At 67.3% G+C, this 18,908-nt stretch carries 19 protein-coding genes; 8 read left to right on the top strand and 11 right to left on the bottom strand.

Annotation, left to right across the window (positions count from 1 at the left end; all coding sequences use genetic code 11):
* Nucleotide 1: 1 nt before the first annotated feature.
* From ABZ004_RS33965 to ABZ004_RS33950, 4 genes are read right to left on the bottom strand one after another with little or no spacing between them, the layout of a single operon-like run.
* Nucleotides 2-907: an ABC transporter substrate-binding protein gene (locus ABZ004_RS33965; RefSeq protein ID WP_355685441.1), complete on the bottom strand. Its 906-nt coding sequence runs from the start codon at nucleotides 905-907 to the stop codon at nucleotides 2-4.
* Between the two features lie 56 nt (nucleotides 908-963).
* Entirely contained in the window at nucleotides 964-1,719 is a 756-nt protein-coding gene (locus ABZ004_RS33960; protein WP_355685439.1) for an amino acid ABC transporter ATP-binding protein, read from the bottom strand.
* The gene (locus ABZ004_RS33955; protein ID WP_355685437.1) at nucleotides 1,719-2,537 is read right to left on the bottom strand and encodes an amino acid ABC transporter permease; all 819 of its coding nucleotides are present in this window, start codon (nucleotides 2,535-2,537) and stop codon (nucleotides 1,719-1,721) included. Before ABZ004_RS33955 ends, ABZ004_RS33960 begins: the two co-directional genes overlap by 1 nt.
* Entirely contained in the window at nucleotides 2,534-3,373 is an 840-nt protein-coding gene (locus ABZ004_RS33950; RefSeq protein ID WP_355685436.1) for an ABC transporter substrate-binding protein, read from the bottom strand. Before ABZ004_RS33950 ends, ABZ004_RS33955 begins: the two co-directional genes overlap by 4 nt.
* Nucleotides 3,374-3,660: 287 nt before the next feature.
* Here ABZ004_RS33950 and ABZ004_RS33945 point away from each other — a divergent pair, with 287 nt between their 5' ends.
* The 4 genes from ABZ004_RS33945 (at nucleotide 3,661) to ABZ004_RS33930 (ending at nucleotide 6,946) form a co-directional block, all read left to right on the top strand.
* Nucleotides 3,661-4,854 carry an NADP-dependent malic enzyme gene (locus tag ABZ004_RS33945; RefSeq protein ID WP_355685435.1) on the top strand — a complete coding sequence of 398 codons (1,194 nt, stop codon included), beginning with the start codon at nucleotides 3,661-3,663 and terminating at the stop codon, nucleotides 4,852-4,854.
* Nucleotides 4,855-4,950: 96 nt separating this feature from the next.
* Nucleotides 4,951-5,919: a zinc-binding dehydrogenase gene (locus tag ABZ004_RS33940; RefSeq protein ID WP_355685434.1), complete on the top strand. Its 969-nt coding sequence runs from the start codon at nucleotides 4,951-4,953 to the stop codon at nucleotides 5,917-5,919.
* Nucleotides 5,919-6,452: a GNAT family N-acetyltransferase gene (locus tag ABZ004_RS33935; protein ID WP_355685432.1), complete on the top strand. Its 534-nt coding sequence runs from the start codon at nucleotides 5,919-5,921 to the stop codon at nucleotides 6,450-6,452. The genes ABZ004_RS33940 and ABZ004_RS33935 overlap by 1 nt, the downstream gene beginning before the upstream one ends.
* Before the next feature lie 194 nt (nucleotides 6,453-6,646).
* Nucleotides 6,647-6,946 carry a WhiB family transcriptional regulator gene (locus tag ABZ004_RS33930; protein WP_355685431.1) on the top strand — a complete coding sequence of 100 codons (300 nt, stop codon included), beginning with the start codon at nucleotides 6,647-6,649 and terminating at the stop codon, nucleotides 6,944-6,946.
* Here ABZ004_RS33930 and ABZ004_RS33925 read toward each other — a convergent pair.
* Nucleotides 6,943-8,175 carry a sodium:proton exchanger gene (locus ABZ004_RS33925; protein ID WP_355685429.1) on the bottom strand — a complete coding sequence of 411 codons (1,233 nt, stop codon included), beginning with the start codon at nucleotides 8,173-8,175 and terminating at the stop codon, nucleotides 6,943-6,945. The two genes, ABZ004_RS33930 and ABZ004_RS33925, sit on opposite strands and share 4 nt — an antisense overlap.
* Nucleotides 8,176-8,289: 114 nt before the next feature.
* Here ABZ004_RS33925 and ABZ004_RS33920 point away from each other — a divergent pair, with 114 nt between their 5' ends.
* On the top strand, nucleotides 8,290-8,718 hold the full coding sequence (locus ABZ004_RS33920) for a metalloregulator ArsR/SmtB family transcription factor (RefSeq protein WP_355685427.1): 429 nt from the start codon (nucleotides 8,290-8,292) through the stop codon (nucleotides 8,716-8,718).
* A 171-nt stretch (nucleotides 8,719-8,889) separates the two neighbouring features.
* On the opposite strand, the gene ABZ004_RS33915 is transcribed toward ABZ004_RS33920, so the two are convergent.
* The gene (locus ABZ004_RS33915; RefSeq protein ID WP_355685426.1) at nucleotides 8,890-9,399 is read right to left on the bottom strand and encodes a hypothetical protein; all 510 of its coding nucleotides are present in this window, start codon (nucleotides 9,397-9,399) and stop codon (nucleotides 8,890-8,892) included.
* A 59-nt stretch (nucleotides 9,400-9,458) separates the two neighbouring features.
* Between ABZ004_RS33915 and ABZ004_RS33910 the strand changes: the two genes are divergently transcribed.
* On the top strand, nucleotides 9,459-9,914 hold the full coding sequence (locus ABZ004_RS33910) for a helix-turn-helix domain-containing protein (protein ID WP_355685424.1): 456 nt from the start codon (nucleotides 9,459-9,461) through the stop codon (nucleotides 9,912-9,914).
* On the opposite strand, the gene ABZ004_RS33905 is transcribed toward ABZ004_RS33910, so the two are convergent.
* From ABZ004_RS33905 to ABZ004_RS33890, 4 genes are all read right to left on the bottom strand, one after another.
* Nucleotides 9,911-10,630: an AAA family ATPase gene (locus ABZ004_RS33905; protein WP_355685422.1), complete on the bottom strand. Its 720-nt coding sequence runs from the start codon at nucleotides 10,628-10,630 to the stop codon at nucleotides 9,911-9,913. The two genes, ABZ004_RS33910 and ABZ004_RS33905, sit on opposite strands and share 4 nt — an antisense overlap.
* Nucleotides 10,631-10,675: 45 nt before the next feature.
* A complete protein-coding gene (locus tag ABZ004_RS33900) occupies nucleotides 10,676-10,852 on the bottom strand; it encodes a DUF6104 family protein (protein ID WP_165554028.1) in 177 nt (58 codons plus the stop codon).
* A gap of 1 nt (nucleotide 10,853) precedes the next feature.
* Nucleotides 10,854-14,714 carry a multifunctional oxoglutarate decarboxylase/oxoglutarate dehydrogenase thiamine pyrophosphate-binding subunit/dihydrolipoyllysine-residue succinyltransferase subunit gene (locus ABZ004_RS33895; protein WP_355685420.1) on the bottom strand — a complete coding sequence of 1,287 codons (3,861 nt, stop codon included), beginning with the start codon at nucleotides 14,712-14,714 and terminating at the stop codon, nucleotides 10,854-10,856.
* Between the two features lie 411 nt (nucleotides 14,715-15,125).
* A complete protein-coding gene (locus ABZ004_RS33890) occupies nucleotides 15,126-15,539 on the bottom strand; it encodes a DUF3052 domain-containing protein (protein WP_355685418.1) in 414 nt (137 codons plus the stop codon).
* 935 nt (nucleotides 15,540-16,474) lie between these two features.
* Here ABZ004_RS33890 and ABZ004_RS33885 point away from each other — a divergent pair.
* Entirely contained in the window at nucleotides 16,475-17,146 is a 672-nt protein-coding gene (locus ABZ004_RS33885; protein WP_355685416.1) for a FadR/GntR family transcriptional regulator, read from the top strand.
* 1 nt (nucleotide 17,147) lies between these two features.
* Here ABZ004_RS33885 and ABZ004_RS33880 read toward each other — a convergent pair whose 3' ends face one another.
* A complete protein-coding gene (locus ABZ004_RS33880) occupies nucleotides 17,148-17,942 on the bottom strand; it encodes a helix-turn-helix transcriptional regulator (protein ID WP_355685414.1) in 795 nt (264 codons plus the stop codon).
* A gap of 87 nt (nucleotides 17,943-18,029) precedes the next feature.
* On the opposite strand from ABZ004_RS33880, the gene ABZ004_RS33875 reads away from it, so the two are divergent.
* On the top strand, nucleotides 18,030-18,896 hold the full coding sequence (locus ABZ004_RS33875; protein ID WP_355685413.1) for an oxidoreductase: 867 nt from the start codon (nucleotides 18,030-18,032) through the stop codon (nucleotides 18,894-18,896).
* The last annotated feature ends 12 nt before the right edge of the window (nucleotides 18,897-18,908 follow it).

The following is an 18,908-nucleotide window of genomic DNA, read 5'->3' as shown; positions in this document are numbered from 1 at the left end:
CTCAGGGATTGACCGCGAAGGTGCTGATCGCGCCGGACTCGTTGCCCCACTTGGCCAGCGCGGTCTTGTAGCCGCCCTCGGCGTTCAGCGCGGTCAGGGCCTTGGCGATCGCCTGCGCGAACGCGGTCTCGGCCTTCGGTACGACGTACCCGTACGGCGCGGCGTCGTAGATGTCACCCAGCGCCACGACCTTGCCCTGCGACTGCTTGGCGGCGTACAGGACGACCGGGGAGTCGGCCAGCATCGCGTCCGCCTTGCCGGTCGCGACGTCGGCGGTCGCCTGGTCCTGCTTCTCGCGGACCAGCAGGTTGATCTTCGGCTTGCCCGCGTCGGTGCACGCCTTCTGCTTGACCGGGATGTCGTCCTCGAGCTGGGTGGTGCCCTTCTGGACGGCGATGTTCTTGCCGCAGGCGTTGTTCGGGTCGACGCCCTTCGGGTTGCCGGCCGCGGTCGCCCACTGGGTGCCGGCGTTGAAGTAGCTGACCATGTTGACCTGCTGCTTGCGCTTGTCGTTGATCGTGAACGACGAGATCCCCATGTCGTACTTGCCACCCTGGACACCGGTGATGATCGAGTCGAAGGCGGACGGCTGCCAGTCGACCGTGACGCCGAACTTGGCGGCGACCGCGTTGAACACGTCGACGTCCATCCCGGCGACGGTCTTGCCGCCCTGGAGGAACTCGTTCGGCGGGTACGTCGCGTCCACGCCGACCACGATCTTCCCGGCGGTCTTGATCTTGGCCGGCAGTGCCGCGGCCAGCTCGGGGTCGATCGACGCCGAAGCGGTCGGCGTCGTGGCCGGAGCCGTGGTCGACGGCGAGCTGCCGGACAGGGTGTCCGAACCGCAGCCGGCGGCCGAGAGAGCCACAACGCCGCAGATCGCGAGCGCCGTACGAAGCGAATACATCTTGGTCCTCCAACTCAGGGGATCTCTGGTTCCGCATCTAAACACAGCCGTACCGGTCAGGTCGGCTCCACGTGAGTGGGATCGAGCACACGTTTCAGGAAGACGCGGGTGCGTTCCTGGGCCGGGTTGCCGATCACCTCGGCCGGTGGTCCCTGTTCGACGATCACGCCGCCGTCCATGAACACCACCCGGTCCGCCACCTCGCGGGCGAAGGCCATCTCGTGGGTCACCACGAGCATCGTCATCCCGTCCAGGGCAAGCTTGCGCATCACGGTCAGCACGTCGCCGACCAGTTCGGGGTCGAGCGCCGAGGTGGGTTCGTCGAACAGCATCACGGCCGGATCCATCGACAGCGCCCGGGCGATCGCCACCCGCTGTTGCTGGCCGCCGGACAGCTGGGCCGGGTACGCCGTGACCTTGTCGTTCAGGCCGACCCGGTCGAGGTTCGCCCGGGCGACCTGCTCGGCCTCGGCCGCACTGCGCCGCAGCACGGTCGTCTGGGCGATCGTGCAGTTCGCCAGCACGTTCAGGTGCGGAAACAGGTTGAACTGCTGGAAGACCATCCCGATGTGCTTGCGGGCGTCGTCCAGGTGGCAGTCGGGATCGGTGATGTCCTCGCCGCGGACGAACACCTGTCCTTCCTGCGGCTCGTCCAACAGGTTCACGCAGCGCAGCAAGGTGGATTTGCCCGAGCCCGACGGCCCGATCACGCAGACGACCTCGCCCTCGCTGACGGTGAAATCGATCCCGCGCAGGACGTGGTTGGAGCCGAACGACTTGTGCAGGTTCTTGATCTCGATGAGTTCGGTCATCAGCGTGCCCTCGCAGCCTTGGCCTCCAGCCGGCGGACCAGCAGGCCCAGCGGCAGCGTGATGATCAGGTAGCAGAAGCCCGCGGTCACCAGCGGGGTCAGGTTCGACTCGGTGTTGGCCAGGTCCCGGCCGAACCCGGTGAGCTCGAAATCGCCTGCCGACGTACCGATGATGAACACTAGCGACGAGTCCTTGACCAGCAGGATCAGGTCGTTGGCCAGCGGTGGCAGGACGATTCGGAACGCCTGCGGCAGCACGATCTTGCGGGTCGCGAGACCGAGCGGCATGCCGAGCGAGCGGGCCGCTTCGAGCTGGCCCTTGGGGACCGCCTGGATGCCGGCCCGGATCACTTCGGCCATGTACGCCGCGGAAACGATCCCGAGCGCGAGCCAGACCGTTCCGTACGGGTCGAACGGGATCACCAGGTTCTCGAACGCGATCGGCAGCAGGGTGAACGCGACGAACACCACGATCGCCGGCAGACCACGGAAGAACTCGATGTAGGCGGTGGCGAACCACCGGTACGGCCCGACCGAACTCAGCCGCATCAAGGCGAGCAGGGTGCCACCGAGCAGACCGATGACGAAGGCACCGATCGTGTACTCGATCGTCTTCAGGAAGGCGGTCGGCAGCCCGTGCTCGAACGCCGACTTGATCAGCGCCGGCTTGAAGAAGACGGTTGCGATCTGGCCCCAGTCCGCCGTGAAGGCGGCGACCAGCACGATCACGACCAGGATCGCGTACTGGATCGCCCGCGACCGCCGGGCCCGTTGCCGCGGGCTCAGCCGGGTGCGTGGTTCAACGTCGGTGCTGCTCACTTCTTCGGCTCAATCCCGAACCACTTCTTGTAGATCGTGTTGTAGGTCCCGTCGCTCTTGGCCTTCGCCAGCAGGTCGTTGAACTTGCTGACCAGCTTGTCGCCGCTCGGGTCACCCTTCTTCGCCGCGAAGCCGTACTTCTCGCCGGTGTCGAACTCGGTCGCCACCTCGGTGTCCGGGTTCGCGGTGACGAAGTTGTACAGCGCGCCGTTGTCGTTGATCGCGGCATCGACCTTGCCGGACTTCACGCTGTTCGTCTGCAGGGCCAGGTCGTTGAAGACGATGACCTCGAAGCCGTCCTTCTTGGCCGCCGCGTCGGCGTAGTCCTTGCCGGTGGTGTCGGCCTGGACGCCGATCTTCTTGCCCTTCAGGTCTTCCAGCGACTTGTACGGCGCGCCCTTCTTCACCAGCAGCACCTGGGAGGCATCCATGTAGGGCGAGGTGATGCCGATCGCGGCCTGCCGGGTCGGGGTGATCGTCATCGCACCCATGCCCATGTCGCACTTCTTGGCCTGGAACGCCGCGCCGGAGGTGATCTGCGCCCACTCGATGCTGATCACTTCCTGCTCCACGCCGAGGTCCTTGGCGAGCAGGTCCATCAGATCGACGTCGAAGCCGACGACCTTGCTGCCGTCCTTGTACTCGAACGGCTTGTACGACAGGTGCGTGCAGGTGGTCAGTTTGCCGGACTTCACCAGCTTGATGCCGTCGAGCTTGGCCGTGTCCCCGCCGGAGCCGGAGTCCTTCCCGCAGGCCGACACGCTGAGCGCAAGGAGCGCGACCGCGACGGTGGCGAGCTTGGCTCGGCTCGGGCGGACAGATTTTTGGCTGATCATGCTGGGCTCCTCGACAGTCGTTCCGGAACGCCGTCCCGATCAGTGCCGGGCCGGTTGCCCGCATCCTGACACAGCAGGCAGGCGCCTGTCGGCGACCTTTCCCGGAAGAGACTCGATCGTCACCCGGCCGACGGGGTGTGGGCACCCTCACAGATAGGACCAGTGAGTCCTGTGGTTTACTCGTAACGACGGGTGACCCCCTGGCAACGGCGCCGTTCGACGCACCCTGAATCGAACGCCCACTCCTTGTAAACGCTTGCTCACAGATGATGTGAAGGGTCCCCCCAATGGTCGCCGAACTGTTTCCGTCTGATCCCAACCCGTACGCCGGGGATCCTGTCTTCGAGCTGCACCGCGGCGGCAAGATCGAGGTGACGTCGTCGGTGCGCGTCGCGGATGCCGACGATCTGTCGATGGCGTACACCCCTGGTGTCGCCCGGGTCTGTACTGCGATCGCGGAGGACCCGTCGCTGGTCCGGCAATACACCTGGAAGTCGAACGTCGTCGCGGTGGTGACCGATGGCACCGCAGTGCTAGGGCTGGGGGACATCGGGCCGGATGCGTCGTTGCCGGTGATGGAGGGCAAAGCCCTGCTGTTCAAGGAGTTCGGCGGCGTCGACTCGGTGCCGATCGCGCTGGACTGCACCGACGTCGACGAGTTCGTGGAGACCGTCGTACGGATGGCGCCGTCGTTCGGTGGCATCAACCTGGAGGACATCTCCGCGCCGCGCTGCTTCGAGATCGAGCGCCGGCTGAAGGAGCGGCTGGACATCCCGGTCTTCCATGACGATCAGCACGGTACGGCGGTCGTCGTCCTCGCTGCTCTGCGCAACGCGTTGCGCGTCACCGGGAAGTCGATCTCGGACATCCGCGTGGTGATCTCGGGTGCCGGGGCTGCTGGGGTCGCCTGTGCGCGGATCCTGCTGCAGGCGGGCGTCGGCGACCTGACCGTGGTGGACAGCAAGGGCGTGTTGCACGAGGACCGCTCCGACCTGAACCCGGTCAAGCTGTCGCTGGCTCAGGACACCAACACCGGCGGCCTCTCCGGTCGCCTCGTCGACGCACTCGACGGCGCCGATGTCTTCCTCGGCGTCTCCGGCGGCACCGTCCCCGAGGACGCCGTCGCCCGGATGGCGCCGGGCGCGATGATCTTCGCCCTGGCGAATCCGAACCCCGAGGTCCACCCCGACATCGCCCACCGGTACGCCGCGGTGGTCGCCACCGGCCGCTCCGACTTCCCCAACCAGATCAACAACGTCCTGGCCTTCCCAGGCATCTTCCGCGGCGCCTTCGACGTCAACGCCTCCCGAATCACCGAAGCCATGAAACTAGCCGCCGCCCAAGCCCTCGCCGACCTCATCTCTCCCACCGACCTCCGCCCCGACTACGTGATCCCGTCCCCCTTCGACCCCCGCGTAGCTCCCGCCGTCGCCGCCGCAGTCTCCGCCGCCGCCCACACCGACGGCGTAGCCCGCCCCTGATTCACCTCCGCCGAACACTGTTTTTTCGTTCGCTGGCACGTTTATAGCCCGTCAGCGGAGGAAAGAACGGTGTTCGGCGTGACTTAGGGTGGGGACATGCTTGCTGCTTATGCTGCCAGGGCTCGTGCTGAGGATCCGCTGTCCGCGTTGGAGGTGGGGGATCGGCCGGAGCCGGTGGAGCAGGACGGGTGGGTGACGGTCGAGGTGAAGGCGTCGGCCTTGAACCATCACGATCTTTGGTCGCTCAAGGGTGTGGGGCTGGCGGAGAACCATCTGCCGATGATTCTGGGGTGTGACGCGGCCGGGATCGATCCAGATGGCAACGAGGTGGTGGTGCATGCGGTCATCTCGGACCCGTCGTGGCAGGGGGACGAGACGCTCGACCCGAAGCGTTCGTTGCTGAGCGAGCGGTACCAGGGCACGCTCGCCGAGAGAGTCTCGGTGCCGGCGCGCAACGTCGTACCGAAGCCGGCCGGGTTGAGTTTCGAGCAGGCGGCTTGTCTGCCGACGGCATGGCTCACGGCGTACCGGATGCTCTTCACGCAGTCCAACCTGAAGCCCGGCGACACCGTGCTCGTGCAAGGCGCCGGCGGTGGAGTCGCCTCGTCACTGATCACGCTGGCGCGCGCCGCCGGGATCCGGGTCTGGGCGACCAGCCGGGACGAGGGCAAGCGGGCGAAGGCGCTGGAGATCGGGGCGCACCACGTGTTCGAGTCCGGCGCGCGGCTGCCCGAACGCGTCGACGCGGTGATGGAGACCGTCGGCGAGGCCACCTGGTCGCATTCGCTGAAGGCGCTGAAGCCGGGAGGCACGGTGGTGATCTCGGGCGCGACCAGCGGCCAGGCGCCGAAGTCGGCCGAGCTCAACCGGATCTTCTTCCTGCAACTACGGGTCCAGGGCTCCACGATGGGCACCCGGACGGAGTTGGCCGAGCTGGTGCAGTTCATGGCGAACGCGGGGATCTCGCCGCACATCGACAGCACCTTCGCGCTGGCCGACGCCCGGCAGGGGTTCGCGAAGCTGCACGAGGGCGACGTCTTCGGCAAGATCGTCTTCACCGCCTGATGGAGCGGAACGGCGCGGCGGAGATCCTGCCGCTGATCCGCCGGGCGACGGTTGCCGATGCCGAGGCGGCCGCGCGGTGTCACGTGCTTTGCTGGCGCGAGGCGTACGCCGGGTTGGCCGACCCTGAGCTGTTGCTGGCGCGCACGAGCGACCTCGTACGGCGTACCGAACGGTGGGCCTCCCAGATCGAGGCCGGACTGGTGCGCTGGATCGCGGTGAATCCCGATCCGGCGGCCTCGATCGACGACCGGGTGATCGGGTTCGCGTCGCCCGGTGAAGCACGGGACGAGGACGCACCGGTCCCGCTGGAGCTGTATGCGATCTACGCCCGGCAGGCCTGGTGGGGGACCGGGCTCGCCGGGCGGTTGCTAGATGTTGCTATCGGCAAGGAACCGGCCAGCCTGTGGGTGTTCGAGGGGAATGCCCGGGCACTGGCTTTCTACGCCAAGCACGGCTTCGCGCCCGACGGCGCCCGCCTGTACGACGAAGCCTTCGGCCTCCACGAGATCCGCCTCGTCCGCGGGGAGCGCTGAGGCCGGCGGTTCGCGTGACGCCGTACGCCTTCGGCCTGGTCCGCCGGGATCTGTGTGACGCTGTTTGTTGATGACGTTTCATGGCTGAAACATTGCCGTCGCACCGGGGCAACGAGGCTGGCGCAGGCTGGGCTCACCGCGGGAAACCCCCGCGGGTTCGATCCGCCCGATCGATGATGCGAGCAGGAGTGCCCATGAGGCCGACCTTGACGGTGATCGCCGACCCCGCCGACCGCTGGATGACCAAGGCTGCGTGTGTCGGCCAGGCGCCGGCGTACGACGAGAGCGCGAGCCAGTGGGAGCAGCGCAAGGCCCAGGCGGTCTGCCTCACCGCGTGCCCGGTGCTCGAGGAGTGCCGTGAGTGGGCCCGCCGGACCAAGTTCACCGGCACCGCGGCCGGCGAGAAGTTCCTGTACGGCCGCCGCCGTGGACGTCCCGGTCCCGCCGAGCGCCGCCGTACGGTCGTCGTCGAGGAAGCCCAGCAGGCGAGCTAGACGCCGACCAGCTCGTCGATGCGTTCCTCGGCGGGCTTCTCGGTACGCCGGAAGGGGGCCGTGATGGTCGGGAGCAGCTCATGCCGGTTCCGGACCATCACGAAAATCGTCAGCGCCAGGTAGACGCCACTGATCACGTACCGACCGGACTGACCCGGTACTGCGAACTGCACGGCGAACAGGGCCAGCAGCGTCCAGGCAGCCCAGCGGGGGAAGCGCAGCGTCAACAGGATCGCGATGCCGAGCAGCGTCTGTGTCGCGGTCAGCAGGAACTCCTCTACCTGGCGACCGTCCAGGGCTAGAGCCGCACCTCCGCCACCGATGCCGTAGGCGATCGGGAGACTGCCGATGAGCAGCGTCCACTGGTTCACCTTGGCCGAGATCAGCAGGCCGAGTGCTGCACCGCCCTTTCCGCGCCAGGCGAACAGCAGCGCCACGATGAACTCCGGAGCCTCTGAAGCCAGCGGAGCCAACCACTGCACCAGCAGGAACTGGTCGATCCCCAGTGCCTGGCCGCCCTCGACCAGAGAGTTGGCGAACGGCTCTGCCGCCAGCAGGATCACTACGGCTGCCGTGGCGAACATGGCGATCACAGTGATCCGGCGTTGCGTGGTTGGCAAAGCACCGATGCGCTTGGCCGGCCCTACTAGGTCGGGTTCCTCGTCGTGGCCAGATGAGGCTGCCCTGTAGAGGTAGTAGGCGAAGAAGGCGAGTAGTGCGATGCCCAGCACCAGGTGGATCTCGCCGGTCACCGGGATGACGAAGGCGATCACACCGGCGACAGCGAGGAAGCCCAGCTCGCGCCGGTAACCCGAGTCGAGCACTAGGGCTTTGACAGAACGCCCGCTTCGGCGACTGGCGACGTACAGGCTGAGCAGGACGACGCTGGACCAGCCGAGGCCGAGCAGAAGCCGGTTGGAGCCGGTCATGTTGGCTGCCGCGTACTGCACGAACTCGGGCTTGCTGCCGGCCGTATGGGCGAAGTACAGATCGACCGCGTATTCAGGGAGGACGGCGATCACGGCCAGCAAGGCGATGGCCAGACCGCCGGAGATGTCCATCTCGGCGGCTTCGGCGGCCCAGGCCAGCACGAACGACGCCGCGACCACGCCGAGGCCGAACACCACGATCGCCAGCGGTGCCCACGGATGCACGCCGGTGACCCGGAGTGCGACCGCCGGAACCGCTGCGATCAGCAGGAGCAGCACGGGGCGAAGTGCTCTGAACATGCCTCCAGCCTGCCACCGTTTCGATACTTTCGCAATTGCGAAAGTGTGAGACCGTCCTCACCACCGGCCTGCCGTACTGCGAACGGCCCGCGCGGGGGCGACAATGACTCAGCCATGACCACCACGCCGCCCGAGCCGCCCGCGCAGTCGCCGCCGGAGTCGCCTCCGAAGCCGCCTGTGGGGCCTCCCGCGCAGTCGCCGCCCGAGCCGACGAAGGCGCAGCTCGAATCCGCCGCCGGGACCTTCGCGATGCTCTCCGCCCCGGTCCGCCTGCACCTGGTGTCGCTGGCCGCGCAGGGCGAGTACGACGTGGGCACCCTCGCCGAACGTGCCGGGGTCAGCATCGCCACCGCGAGCCAGCACCTCGCCAAACTCCGCCTGGCCGGCATCATCACCGCCCGCCGCGACGGCCGCAGGCACATCTACACGGTCGACGACCCGCACGTCCTCAACCTGGTGGACCAGATCTTCGAACACATCGCCCCCGACGGCACCCTCGCCCCCGACCCACCCCTCCGCCGCCGCCCACCCCACACGGACTAGCCAGCCTGTCCCGATCGACAGGATCAATCCGCCAGATTCTCCTGAAGCCCACCCCTGCCCGAGCGTGAACCACGGCACCCGGCACCAATTGATCCTGTCGATCGGGACAGCCCAACCAGGCTTAAGGCTGTCTGAAGGTGGCTGGGCAGGGTTGGGGCTGTCGGTAGCTGATCAGTCTGGGGGAGTCAGATGGGTGTGGCGTTCGGTGCGGGACGTGTTGATGCGTTCGGCGGCGAGGTTGGTGGCCTGGGTGGGGTCGCCGTCGGTCAGGCGTTGGAGGATGTCGGCGAGGTGGGTGATGCGGCCGCGGCCGCCCCAGTAGCCGTCGGGGATCTCGGTGGGGAAGACCCAGACGCGGCTCGGGTCGCGCGGCCAGGTGCCGGCTTCGGCGTCGAGGACCGCTTCGGTCACCTCGGCCACGACCCGATCGCGGGCTGCTCGGTCGAGTTGGCCCTCGGGGATGGTCGGGATGACCTTGTAGCGCGGGGCTTCCGCCACCTCGCCGCCTACGTAGACGGCGGTGGGCCGATGCACGAACGCCCACGAAACCTCCCGCGTCACCGGGTCCGCCGGGTCGAAGCCTTCGTTCGTGATCAGCAGATCGGTGAGCCGCCGGAGCAACCGGGCCTCGGCCTCCGAGGTCAGGGCGCCGACGGGGATGTGGATATCCAGCATGGGCATTGGCCGACAGTAGAAGTGCTGGGTTTAAAAAGTCAACTTATCTCGGATAGGGTGAGTTCATGAGGATCAGCTCGGAGAACTGTTCGGTGGGCCGCGCGCTGGCGGTCGTCGGCGAGCGCTGGTCACTCCTGATCGTCCGGGAAGCCTTCGACGGCGTACGACGCTTCCAGGACTTCCGCAACCGCCTCGGCATCGCCAGCAACCTGCTGTCGACCCGGCTGGACACTCTGGTGAGTGCAGGCGTCTTGGAGCGAGTCCCCTACCAGGACCCAGGAGGCCGCCGCCGTGACGAGTACCAGCTCACAGAGCGCGGCGCTGATCTCCGCCCAGTTCTCCTGGCTCTCCTGCAATGGGGCGACAAGTACCTGGCCGATCCCGCAGGCCCCTCGATCATCCCCCGCCACCTGACCTGCGACGAGCCAGTCCGGGTAGTCCTCGAATGCACAGCCGGCCATCGTCCACTAACCGCCGACGCAGTACGCCGTACGCCGGGGCCCGGCGCGCTCATCAGCTAAAGGATGTGTCGCAGGTAGCGCTCAGGAGTGTCCAGGTAGGCGCGCCAGTTCTGGACGATCTCCAGCTCTCGCCAGTTGGCCTCGCGAATGCCCCAGTCGCCGACTTCGAGGATGGTGGCGCCTGGCAAGGAGCAGACAATGGGGGAGTGGGTGGCGCAGATGACCTGGGCACCGCCGGTACCTAGTTCATTCAGTACGCCGACCAGAGCGAGGCTGGAGGAGAAGGACAGAGCTGACTCCGGCTCGTCCAGGCAGTAGAGACCGGGACTGTCGAAACGGCTCCGCAGTACTTCGAGGAAGCCTTCGCCGTGACTCAGTTCGTGGAACCGAGGATCGTCGCGGGCACCAGGGTTCTGCTCCAGGTAGGTGTAGTAGCCGTGCATAGTCTCCGCGCGGAGAAAGAACCCCCAGCGTGCGGAACCAGCGCCGCGGGTCAACTGCAGATCGCCGGCCAGCGACGACTCCGACGCACGCGTCGTCAGCCGGGCACCGGTGGAACCGCCCTCGGGTGACATCCCGAACGCGATCGCGATCGCCTCGACCAGCGTGGACTTCCCGGCCCCGTTCTCCCCGACCAGAAACGTGACGCCGGGATTGAACTCGAGCCCGTCGGTGAGGATCTGCCGGACGGCCGGGATGGTGTGCGGCCAGGCCCCGGAAACACGAACGTCCTTCGCCGCGGCAACCCGGCGTACGGGATGAGCGGCGAAGGACATTCAGAAAGGCTAGAACAACAGGGGTCGAGAACGGTGCTAGGAGGTCTAGTCGTCTTCGTCGTCGAGGCGGGCGAGCCAGGTCGCGAAGCGTTCGATCGGGGTCTCGAATTCGGGGTTCAGATCGACGAACTCGCGGAGCCGCTCGGCGACCCAGGCCAGCGTGACGTCTTCCTCGCCACGCCGGCCCTCGAGTTCTTCGATCCCTCGGTCGGTGAAGTACACGTCAGGCGAAGGCCTGCTTCATCAGCGTCGCCGCCTCGGCGACGTGGACGCCGTGCGAGCCGACGGAGGTCGCCGACATGGCCGGCCGGGACACCCGGTAGAACGGCTTGCCGCCCAGGTGCTCGGTCAGGTTCAGTGCCATGAACGGCCACGGACCCTGGTTGGCCGGCTCGTCCTGGACCCAGCGGATCTCCTGCAGGTTCGGGTACTTCGCCAGCTCGGCCTTGATCTCCTCGGCCGGCAGCGGGTAGAGCTGCTCGACCCGCAGGATCGCGGTCTCGATCGTGTCCGGCTCGGCCTTCTTGCGCTCGGTCTGGAGGTCGTAGTAGATCCGGCCCGAGGTCAGGATGACGCGCTTGACTGCACCGAGGTTCTGCGCGGCCTCGGTGTCGCCCAGCACCGGCTTGAACGTGCCGCTGGTGAGTTCCTCCGGCTGCGACACCGCTGCCTTCAACCGAAGCAACTGCTTCGGCGTGAAGACGATCAGCGGGTTGTGCTCCTCCTGCAGCGTGTGCCGCCGCAGCAGGTGGAAGTACGACGCCGGCGTGGACGGCTGTGCCACCGTCATCGCGTTCTCCGCGCACAGTGCCATGAAGCGCTCGATCCGGGCCGACGAGTGGTCCGGCCCCTGGCCCTCGTAGCCGTGCGGCAGCAGCAGTACGACGCCCGACTTCTGGCCCCACTTCGCTTCACCGGCCGAGATGTACTCGTCGATGATCGACTGGGCACCGTTGACGAAGTCGCCGAACTGCGCCTCCCACAACACCAGTGCGTCCGGCCGCGCCACGGAGTACCCGTACTCGAATCCGAGTGCCGCGTACTCGCTCAGCAGCGAGTCGTAGACGTAGAAGTTGGCCTGCTGCTCGTCCAGGTGCTGCAGCGGAACGTAGTCCTGCCCGTTGACTCGGTCGATGATCGCGGCGAACCGCTGCACGAAGGTCCCGCGCCGGCTGTCCTGTCCCGCGAGCCGAACCGGACGGCCGGCCAGCAGCAGCGATCCGAAAGCGGTGATCTCGGCGCTCGCCCAGTCGACCGGTCCCTGCGTGATCGCGGCCGCACGACGCTGCAGCTGCGGCATCACCTTCGGGTGAGCGGTGAAGCCCTCCGGCAGCGTGGTGTACGCGTCGGCGATCTTCTTCAGTACTTCGGGCGTGGTGGCCGTCGCGTCCGGCCCCTCCGGCTTGTCCGGGTAGACCGGGACCGTCACGTACGGCGCTGGCGTGTCCGGCTGCGACTTCGCCTCGCGCACCTCGGTGAACACCCGCTCCAGCCGCTGCTGGAAGTCGCGCATCGCCTGCTCGGCCTCTTCGACCGTGATGTCGCCACGGCCGATCAGGGCCTCGGTGTAGAGCTTGCGGACGGACCGCTTCTGCTCGATCAGGTCGTACATCAGCGGCTGGGTGAACGACGGGTCGTCGCCCTCGTTGTGACCGCGGCGGCGGTAGCAGACCAGGTCGATGACGACGTCCTTGTTGAACGCCTGGCGGTACTCGAAGGCCAGGTCCGCGACCCGGATGCAGGCCTCGGGGTCGTCGCCGTTCACGTGGAAGATCGGTGCCTGGACCATCCGCGCGACGTCGGTGCAGTACATCGACGAGCGCGACGAGGCCGGCGAGGTGGTGAAGCCGACCTGGTTGTTGACGATCACGTGGATCGTGCCACCGGTGCGGTACCCGCGCAGCTGCGACAGGTTCAGCGTCTCGGCGACCACACCCTGACCGGCGAAGGCCGCGTCACCGTGCACCAGCAGCGGCAGCACCGGGAAGGCGGCGCCCTGGTCGAGGATGTCCTGCTTGGCCCGGACGATGCCCTCGAGCACCGGGTCGACGGTCTCCAGGTGGGACGGGTTCGCCGCCACCGACACCTTGATCTTGTCGCCGAACTCGGAGACGAACTCGCCCTCGGCGCCCAGGTGGTACTTCACGTCACCCGAGCCCTGGACCGTCCGCGGGTCGATGTTGCCGTCGAACTCGCGGAAGATCTGGCTGTACGACTTGCCGACGATGTTCGCCAGCACGTTCAGCCGGCCGCGGTGCGCCATCCCGATGGTGACCTCGTCCAGCCCCGCTCCGGCGGCCTCTTCGCAGAGCTCGTCGAGCAGCGGGATGGTGGTCTCGCCACCCTCCAGCGAGAACCGCTTCTGGCCGACGTACTTGGTCTGCAGGAAGGTCTCGAACGCCTCGGCCTCGTTCAGCTTGGCCAGGATCCGGAGCTGCTCCTCGCGCGGCGGCTTGGTGTGCGGCCGCTCGATCCGCTCCTGCAGCCACTTGCGCTGCTCGGGGTCCTGGATGTGCATGTACTCGATGCCGACGGTCCGGCAGTACGAGTCGCGCAGGATGCCGAGGATGTCGCGCAGCTTCATGAACCGGCGGTCGCTCTGCGCCCCGAAGGAGCCCGTGGCGAACTCGCGGTCCAGGTCCCACAGGGTCAGCCCGTGGGTGGCGACGTCCAGGTCCGGGTGGCTGCGCTGCTTGTACTCCAGCGGGTCGGTGTCGGCCATGATGTGGCCGCGCACCCGGTAGGCGTGGATCAGCTCGAGGATGCGGGCCTGCTTGCTGATGTCCTCCTCATGGCTGTGCGGGAGGTCGGCGGCCCAGCGGATCGGCTCGTACGGGATCCGCAGGCTCTGGAAGATCTCGTCGTAGAAACCCTCCTCGCCGAGCAGCAGCTTGTGCAACCGGCGCAGGAACTCACCCGACTGGGCGCCCTGGATGATCCGGTGGTCGTACGTCGAGGTCAGCGTCATCACCTTGCTGACCGCGAGCTTGGCCATCGTCTCCTCGGCCGCCCCCTGGTACGCCGACGGGTAGTCCATCGCGCCGACACCGATGATGCAGCCCTGGCCGCTCATCAGCCGCGGCACCGAGTGCTGGGTACCGATCGTGCCGGGGTTGGTCAGGCTGATCGTGGTGCCCTGGAAGTCGGGCAGCGCGAGCTTGTTGTCCCGGGCCCGCCGGACGATGTCCTCGTAGGCCATCCAGAACTCGGCGAACGTCATCGACTCGGCGGCCTTGATCGACGGCACCAGCAGCTGCCGGGTGCCGTCGGGCTTCTGCATGTCGATGGCCAGACCGAGGTTGATGTGCTGCGGCTGCACCAGGGTCGGCTTGCCGTCGGTCTCGTCGTACGACGCGTTCATCTCCGGCAGCGTCTTGAGCGCCTTCACCAGCGCCCAGCCGACCAGGTGGGTGAACGAGATCTTGCCACCGCGGGCGCGCCGCAGGTGGTTGTTGATCACGATCCGATTGTCGATCAGCAGCTTGACCGGCACCTCGCGGACGCTGGTCGCGGTCGGGACGTGGAGGCTGGCCTCCATGTTCTGCGCCGTCCGCGCGGGCGCGCCGCGCAGGATCCTGCGGTCGGAATCCGTGCTGGTCTCGGGTGCGGGCTTGGGCTGCGCGCTGGGCGGCTGGTTCACCGTGCCTCCGGTCGGAGCTCCGCTCGCGGCGGGGGCGGCTTTGGCTGTCGATGCGGCCGGCTGTACTGCGGACGCCGGCTGCGCGGCGGGTGCCGGCGGCTTGGCGGTCGCGGGGGCCGGCGCGGCCGGAGCCGGAGCAGTGGCGGCTGCCTGGGCGGCCGGCTGGCTGGAGGAGGGCGCGGCGGGGGCGGTACCCCGGCTGGGCGCCTCCGGCGTCTTGTTGTCCGATACGGCGTCGGGACGGGGAGCGTCGGCCGGGCCGGTCTTCACCGGCTTCGCGTCACCCGTGCTGTCCCCCTTGAAGCTGTCGCTCTCGAAGTAGCTCGACCACGCCTGGTCCACCGACTTCGGATCCTGGAGGTACTTCTCGTACATCTCGTCGACCAGCCATTCGTTCGCTCCGAAGGCTGCAAGGGGGTTCGTCTCTGATGGCTCGGTGGCCACTTGGCAGTTCGCCTCTTCCGATCGGGTCAGATACCACTGTTATGACTGCTGGTGTTATGGGGTGCTTCGGAGCCAAGGCTAATAGCTGCCGCAACTGTTGCGCAGCCCGGGATCACCGGACCAGTCGACCAACTGGTTGGCGCGAGCCGAGTTGATCGATCGACCGCTGGAACACCTTCTGCCGTGGTGTTTCAGGAGGCCGCGGACAATCCCGTTTGACAGCCACCCGATCGGACCTCTGCCGGACTGCCGGACGCGTTGCAGTACGGGCCTTCCGGCGCCCTGGGCGATGGTTTGGCGGTAGTCGGTTGAGCGTGCTTGGCCACTGTATGCAGCTGCCTCATCGCGCCCTGTCATGCACAGCTGTGCACAAAGGTGTGGTCAACGTCACTCAGTGGATCAGTCCAGTTCTCAGCGATTGGCTAGCCGGCGGACCAGCTTCAGGCCGGACCAGGTGGCATCGATCGCACACACCTTCACATCCACCACACCGAGCGGCAGGGCCAGCTCCCGCACCCCGTTCTCGTCCAGATCGGTCGGTACGCCGGACGCCCGCTTCGGCCAGGCGACCCAGATCATCCCGGCCGTAGTGGTCCGCGGCAACAACACCCCCAACCGCTTCACCAACCGAGCCCGATCCGCACAAAACACCAGAACCACGTCGTACGGCGTACTTCCGCGCCCGAGCCTTCTCGCCGGCACCACCTCGTCCGGCAGCCCGTCGATCACAAACCCGTCCGGTGCTCCATCCAGCAATACGGCGTACCCAGGCTTGATCCCGAGCTTCGCGCCCAGCGGCTTCCCGGAGTACCCAACCGTCGTCATACCCCACATTCTCACCACACCCACGCCCACACCCACGCCCCAGCAGCCCCCGTCCTCCCCACACCGACCAGCTCCCGTCCTCCCCACGGCGACCGGCTCGCGTTCTCTCCACGACGACCGGCTCGCGTTCTCTCCACGGCGACCGGCTCGCGTTCTCTCCACGGCGACCGGCTCGCGTTCTCTCCACGGCGACCGGTTCCCGTTCTCTCCACGGCGACCGGTTCCCGTTCTCTCCACGGCGACCGGTTCCCGTTCTCTCCACGGCGACCGGTTCCCGTTCTCTCCACGCCGACCAGTTCCCGTTCTCTCCACGCCGACCAGCTCCCGTCCTCCCCACACCTGCCGGCTCGTCCCGCCGAGCACCGCCCGACCTACCGGCTCGACTTACCGCCCCCACTCGACCTACCGGCTCGACTCGCGGTATTTCCGCCAAGAAATCCGTGAGTCGAGCCGGTATGTGGCGGCGATGCCGCGAGCCGAGCCGGTAGGTGAGAGCACTGGCGGCGAGTCGAGCCGGGTAGTGGGCATCAGCATCGGTGTGGGTGGGTTTCCCTGGGCGGTTCTGGGGACGGAGGCAAGGTCGGTGGGTCGGCTGGCCGACGGGGCTGAATTTTGGTCGCCGAGCAACCCCTCCTCGTACACCATCCCGCCGGACGCGACTGCCGACGCTATCCTTCCCTCGCCGCGACCTCCCGCTTTCCTTCGCGCTCTGCCAGACCCACGCTTTCCTTCGCGCGCTGCCAGACCCACGCTTTCTTTCCTTCCTTCCCTCACCCCGGCCGCCCTCCAACGCTTTCCTTCGTCCGTCACCGCGCCTTTCCTTCGTTCCTTTCCTTGTTTTTGGCTCAGCCGCCGTTTCCAGCGGCATACCTCCCTCCAACGCCTCCTTTTCGTTTTTGGGCTCTTGCCGGCTCGGCCAGCGGCATACTGTGCGGATGGCGTTGACTGACGAGGCGATCGTCAAGATCAAAGAGATGATCACCTCGGGGGAGCTGGGGCCGGGAGACCGCTTGCCCAAGGAGGCCGACCTGGCCGCCCGGCTCGGGTTGTCCCGCAACTCGCTCCGGGAAGCGGTGAAAGCGCTCACCCTCGTCAACGTGCTCGACGTCCGGCACGGCGACGGGACGTTCGTCACCAGCCTCGACTCCGCGCACCTGCTCGACGCGCTGAGCTTCATGGTCGACCTGCACCGCGACGACTCTGTCCTGCAGTTCTTCGAGGTACGCCGGTTGCTGGAACCGGGCGTCGCCGCACTCGCCGCGGGCCGGATCAGCAAGGAGCAGCTCGAGGAGCTCCGGACCCTGACCGAGGGCCTCACCTCGTCGCCGGGCGTGGACGAGCTCGTCAGCAACGACCTCAGGTTCCATCGCGGCATCGCCGAGGCGACCGGGAACGCGGTCGTCTGTTCGCTTCTCGACGGTATCTCCGGCGCCACCCAGCGGGCCCGGATCTGGCGCGGCGTCACCCAGGCCGGCGCGGTCGAACGCACCCTGGCTGAACACACCGCCATCCTCGACGCGATCGAACTCGGCGACGCCGAGGCCGCCCGCGCTTGGATGACTGCTCACATCGCCGGCATCGAGACCTGGCTCCGCAAAGCCCCCTGATTCAGACCAGACCGCGAAGTACCTGATCGTCAGCACTTCCGGGCGCAGGGAAATAGACGTACATGACGTGCCCCTCCGGACCCGCGAGCGCAAAGGTCTCGAAGCTGAGGCGGAGGATGCCGACGCCCTCGACCTGGAGGCGCTTCTCACCCATCACGCGCTCGTATACATCGTGGGAGTCCCACAGCGCCCGGAATCTCTCGCTGCGCTCCCGCAGGCTCGTCACGAACTCATCCAGCTCCGGCCGGCGCGTAGCGACCGTGGCACGCAGACCGGTAACAGCCTGCAGAGCGATCTCGTCCCAGTCGGGGTAGACGGTCTTCGCGCGCGGATCGAGGAAGGTGAACTCGATCAGGTTCTCGCCCGCGCGCCACGCCGGATTGACGCGAGCCGCGAGCGGGGTCGCGGCCAGCACCTCCCGAGTCGGCCCGACGACGAAGGCAGGCAGGTCGCTCCAGCGTTCCAGCAGGTGCAGCACACCCGGTCGCACTCCCTGGGCAGATACTGCGTCAGCCGGTCCCAGCGAAGGCATCGCGAGGGACGAGAGATAGGCCCGCTCGGTGTCGTCCAACCGCAGTACGTCGGCCAGTGCAGCAAGGATCTCCCGTGACGGATGCCGATCGCGGCCTTGCTCTATGCGTGCGTAGTACGAGGGACTGACGCCGGCCAGGACAGCCAGTTCCTCGCGGCGCAGGCCTTTGACCCGCCGCCGGGTGTTGTCGACGACTCCGGCGGAGGTGGCATCGATCTTCTCCCGGCGACTGCGCAGAAAGGCTCCGAGTTCGTTGGTTGCCATCGACTACGACAGTACCGAAACAGACCCTCCGAGGGCCTGCCTCAAGGGGGAGTGGTCCGTCCGTGAACTTGCTGGTCGGATAGAGACATGTCTCAAGAAACGAAGAAATCGCCGGTCTGGTTGATCACTGGATGCTCCAGCGGATTGGGCCGCGCGCTTGCCGAACACGCCCTCGAGCGCGGTGATCGGGTGGCCGTCACGGCCCGCGACGTGTCCAGCGTTGCCGCTCTTGCTGCCGCATATGGAGATCGCGCGCTGGCTCTGCAACTGGATGTCACCGACGGCGCATCAGTAGAGAACGCGGTCCAGGCTTGCGAGGCGGCCTTCGGGCGTATCGACGTACTGGTCAACAACGCTGGGTATGGCTACCTGGCGGCTATCGAGGAAGGCGAGGAGGACGCCGTACGGGATTTGTATGACACCAACGTGCATGGGGTGGTGACGGTCCTCAAGGCTGTACTTCCTGGGATGCGGGCTCGTCGTTCGGGTCGCATCGTCAACGTCTCGTCGTTCGGTGGGCTCGCTGCTTTTGCGGCGACCGGCTACTACCACGCGACCAAGTTCGCGCTGGAAGGTTTGTCGGAATCGCTGGCCGCCGAGGTAGCGCCGCTGGGGATCTCGGTGACGATCGCGGAACCGGGTGGGCTGCGGACCCAATGGGCCGGGGCATCGATGCAGCAGTCGCCGGTCCGGTTCGACGACTACGAGCAGACTGCCGGCAAACGCCGCGAGTCGACCTTGGCCGTCTCCGGCAACCAACCCGGCGACCCGGCCCGAGCCGCCGTCGCCATCGCCACGGTCGTAGACACCGACACCCCACCGCTCCGCCTACTCCTCGGCTCCGATGCATTGGCTGGAGCCAGAGCCCGCCTGGACCGGCTGCGCGGCGAGATCGATGCCAATGAAGAACTGACGAGAAGCGCGGACCTGCCCACCGCGGCCGCGCGCGGCTGACCCCGCGCCCCG

Origin of the sequence: Kribbella sp. NPDC006257 (genome assembly GCF_040613535.1) — a bacterium.
In the GTDB taxonomy this organism is placed as follows: Bacteria; Actinomycetota; Actinomycetes; order Propionibacteriales; family Kribbellaceae; genus Kribbella.
Note: the sequence above shows the minus strand (reverse complement) of the source record. Positions and strands in the feature narration are given on the sequence as shown.

What these genes read in the sequence shown, in the direction of transcription:
- ABZ004_RS33965 (WP_355685441.1), bottom strand. Translation starts at nt 907, where the DNA reads ATGTATTCGCTTCGTACGGCGCTCGCGATCTGCGGCGTTGTGGCTCTC.
- ABZ004_RS33905 (WP_355685422.1), bottom strand. Translation starts at nt 10,630, where the DNA reads ATGTCCTTCGCCGCTCATCCCGTACGCCGGGTTGCCGCGGCGAAGGAC.
- ABZ004_RS33915 (WP_355685426.1), bottom strand. Translation starts at nt 9,399, where the DNA reads ATGCCCATGCTGGATATCCACATCCCCGTCGGCGCCCTGACCTCGGAG.
- ABZ004_RS33890 (WP_355685418.1), bottom strand. Translation starts at nt 15,539, where the DNA reads ATGACGACGGTTGGGTACTCCGGGAAGCCGCTGGGCGCGAAGCTCGGG.
- ABZ004_RS33925 (WP_355685429.1), bottom strand. Translation starts at nt 8,175, where the DNA reads ATGTTCAGAGCACTTCGCCCCGTGCTGCTCCTGCTGATCGCAGCGGTT.
- ABZ004_RS33935 (WP_355685432.1), top strand. Translation starts at nt 5,919, where the DNA reads ATGGAGCGGAACGGCGCGGCGGAGATCCTGCCGCTGATCCGCCGGGCG.
- ABZ004_RS33920 (WP_355685427.1), top strand. Translation starts at nt 8,290, where the DNA reads ATGACCACCACGCCGCCCGAGCCGCCCGCGCAGTCGCCGCCGGAGTCG.
- ABZ004_RS33945 (WP_355685435.1), top strand. Translation starts at nt 3,661, where the DNA reads ATGGTCGCCGAACTGTTTCCGTCTGATCCCAACCCGTACGCCGGGGAT.
- ABZ004_RS33910 (WP_355685424.1), top strand. Translation starts at nt 9,459, where the DNA reads ATGAGGATCAGCTCGGAGAACTGTTCGGTGGGCCGCGCGCTGGCGGTC.
- ABZ004_RS33885 (WP_355685416.1), top strand. Translation starts at nt 16,475, where the DNA reads ATGGCGTTGACTGACGAGGCGATCGTCAAGATCAAAGAGATGATCACC.
- ABZ004_RS33940 (WP_355685434.1), top strand. Translation starts at nt 4,951, where the DNA reads ATGCTTGCTGCTTATGCTGCCAGGGCTCGTGCTGAGGATCCGCTGTCC.
- ABZ004_RS33880 (WP_355685414.1), bottom strand. Translation starts at nt 17,942, where the DNA reads ATGGCAACCAACGAACTCGGAGCCTTTCTGCGCAGTCGCCGGGAGAAG.
- ABZ004_RS33950 (WP_355685436.1), bottom strand. Translation starts at nt 3,373, where the DNA reads ATGATCAGCCAAAAATCTGTCCGCCCGAGCCGAGCCAAGCTCGCCACC.
- ABZ004_RS33875 (WP_355685413.1), top strand. Translation starts at nt 18,030, where the DNA reads ATGTCTCAAGAAACGAAGAAATCGCCGGTCTGGTTGATCACTGGATGC.
- ABZ004_RS33960 (WP_355685439.1), bottom strand. Translation starts at nt 1,719, where the DNA reads ATGACCGAACTCATCGAGATCAAGAACCTGCACAAGTCGTTCGGCTCC.
- ABZ004_RS33930 (WP_355685431.1), top strand. Translation starts at nt 6,647, where the DNA reads ATGAGGCCGACCTTGACGGTGATCGCCGACCCCGCCGACCGCTGGATG.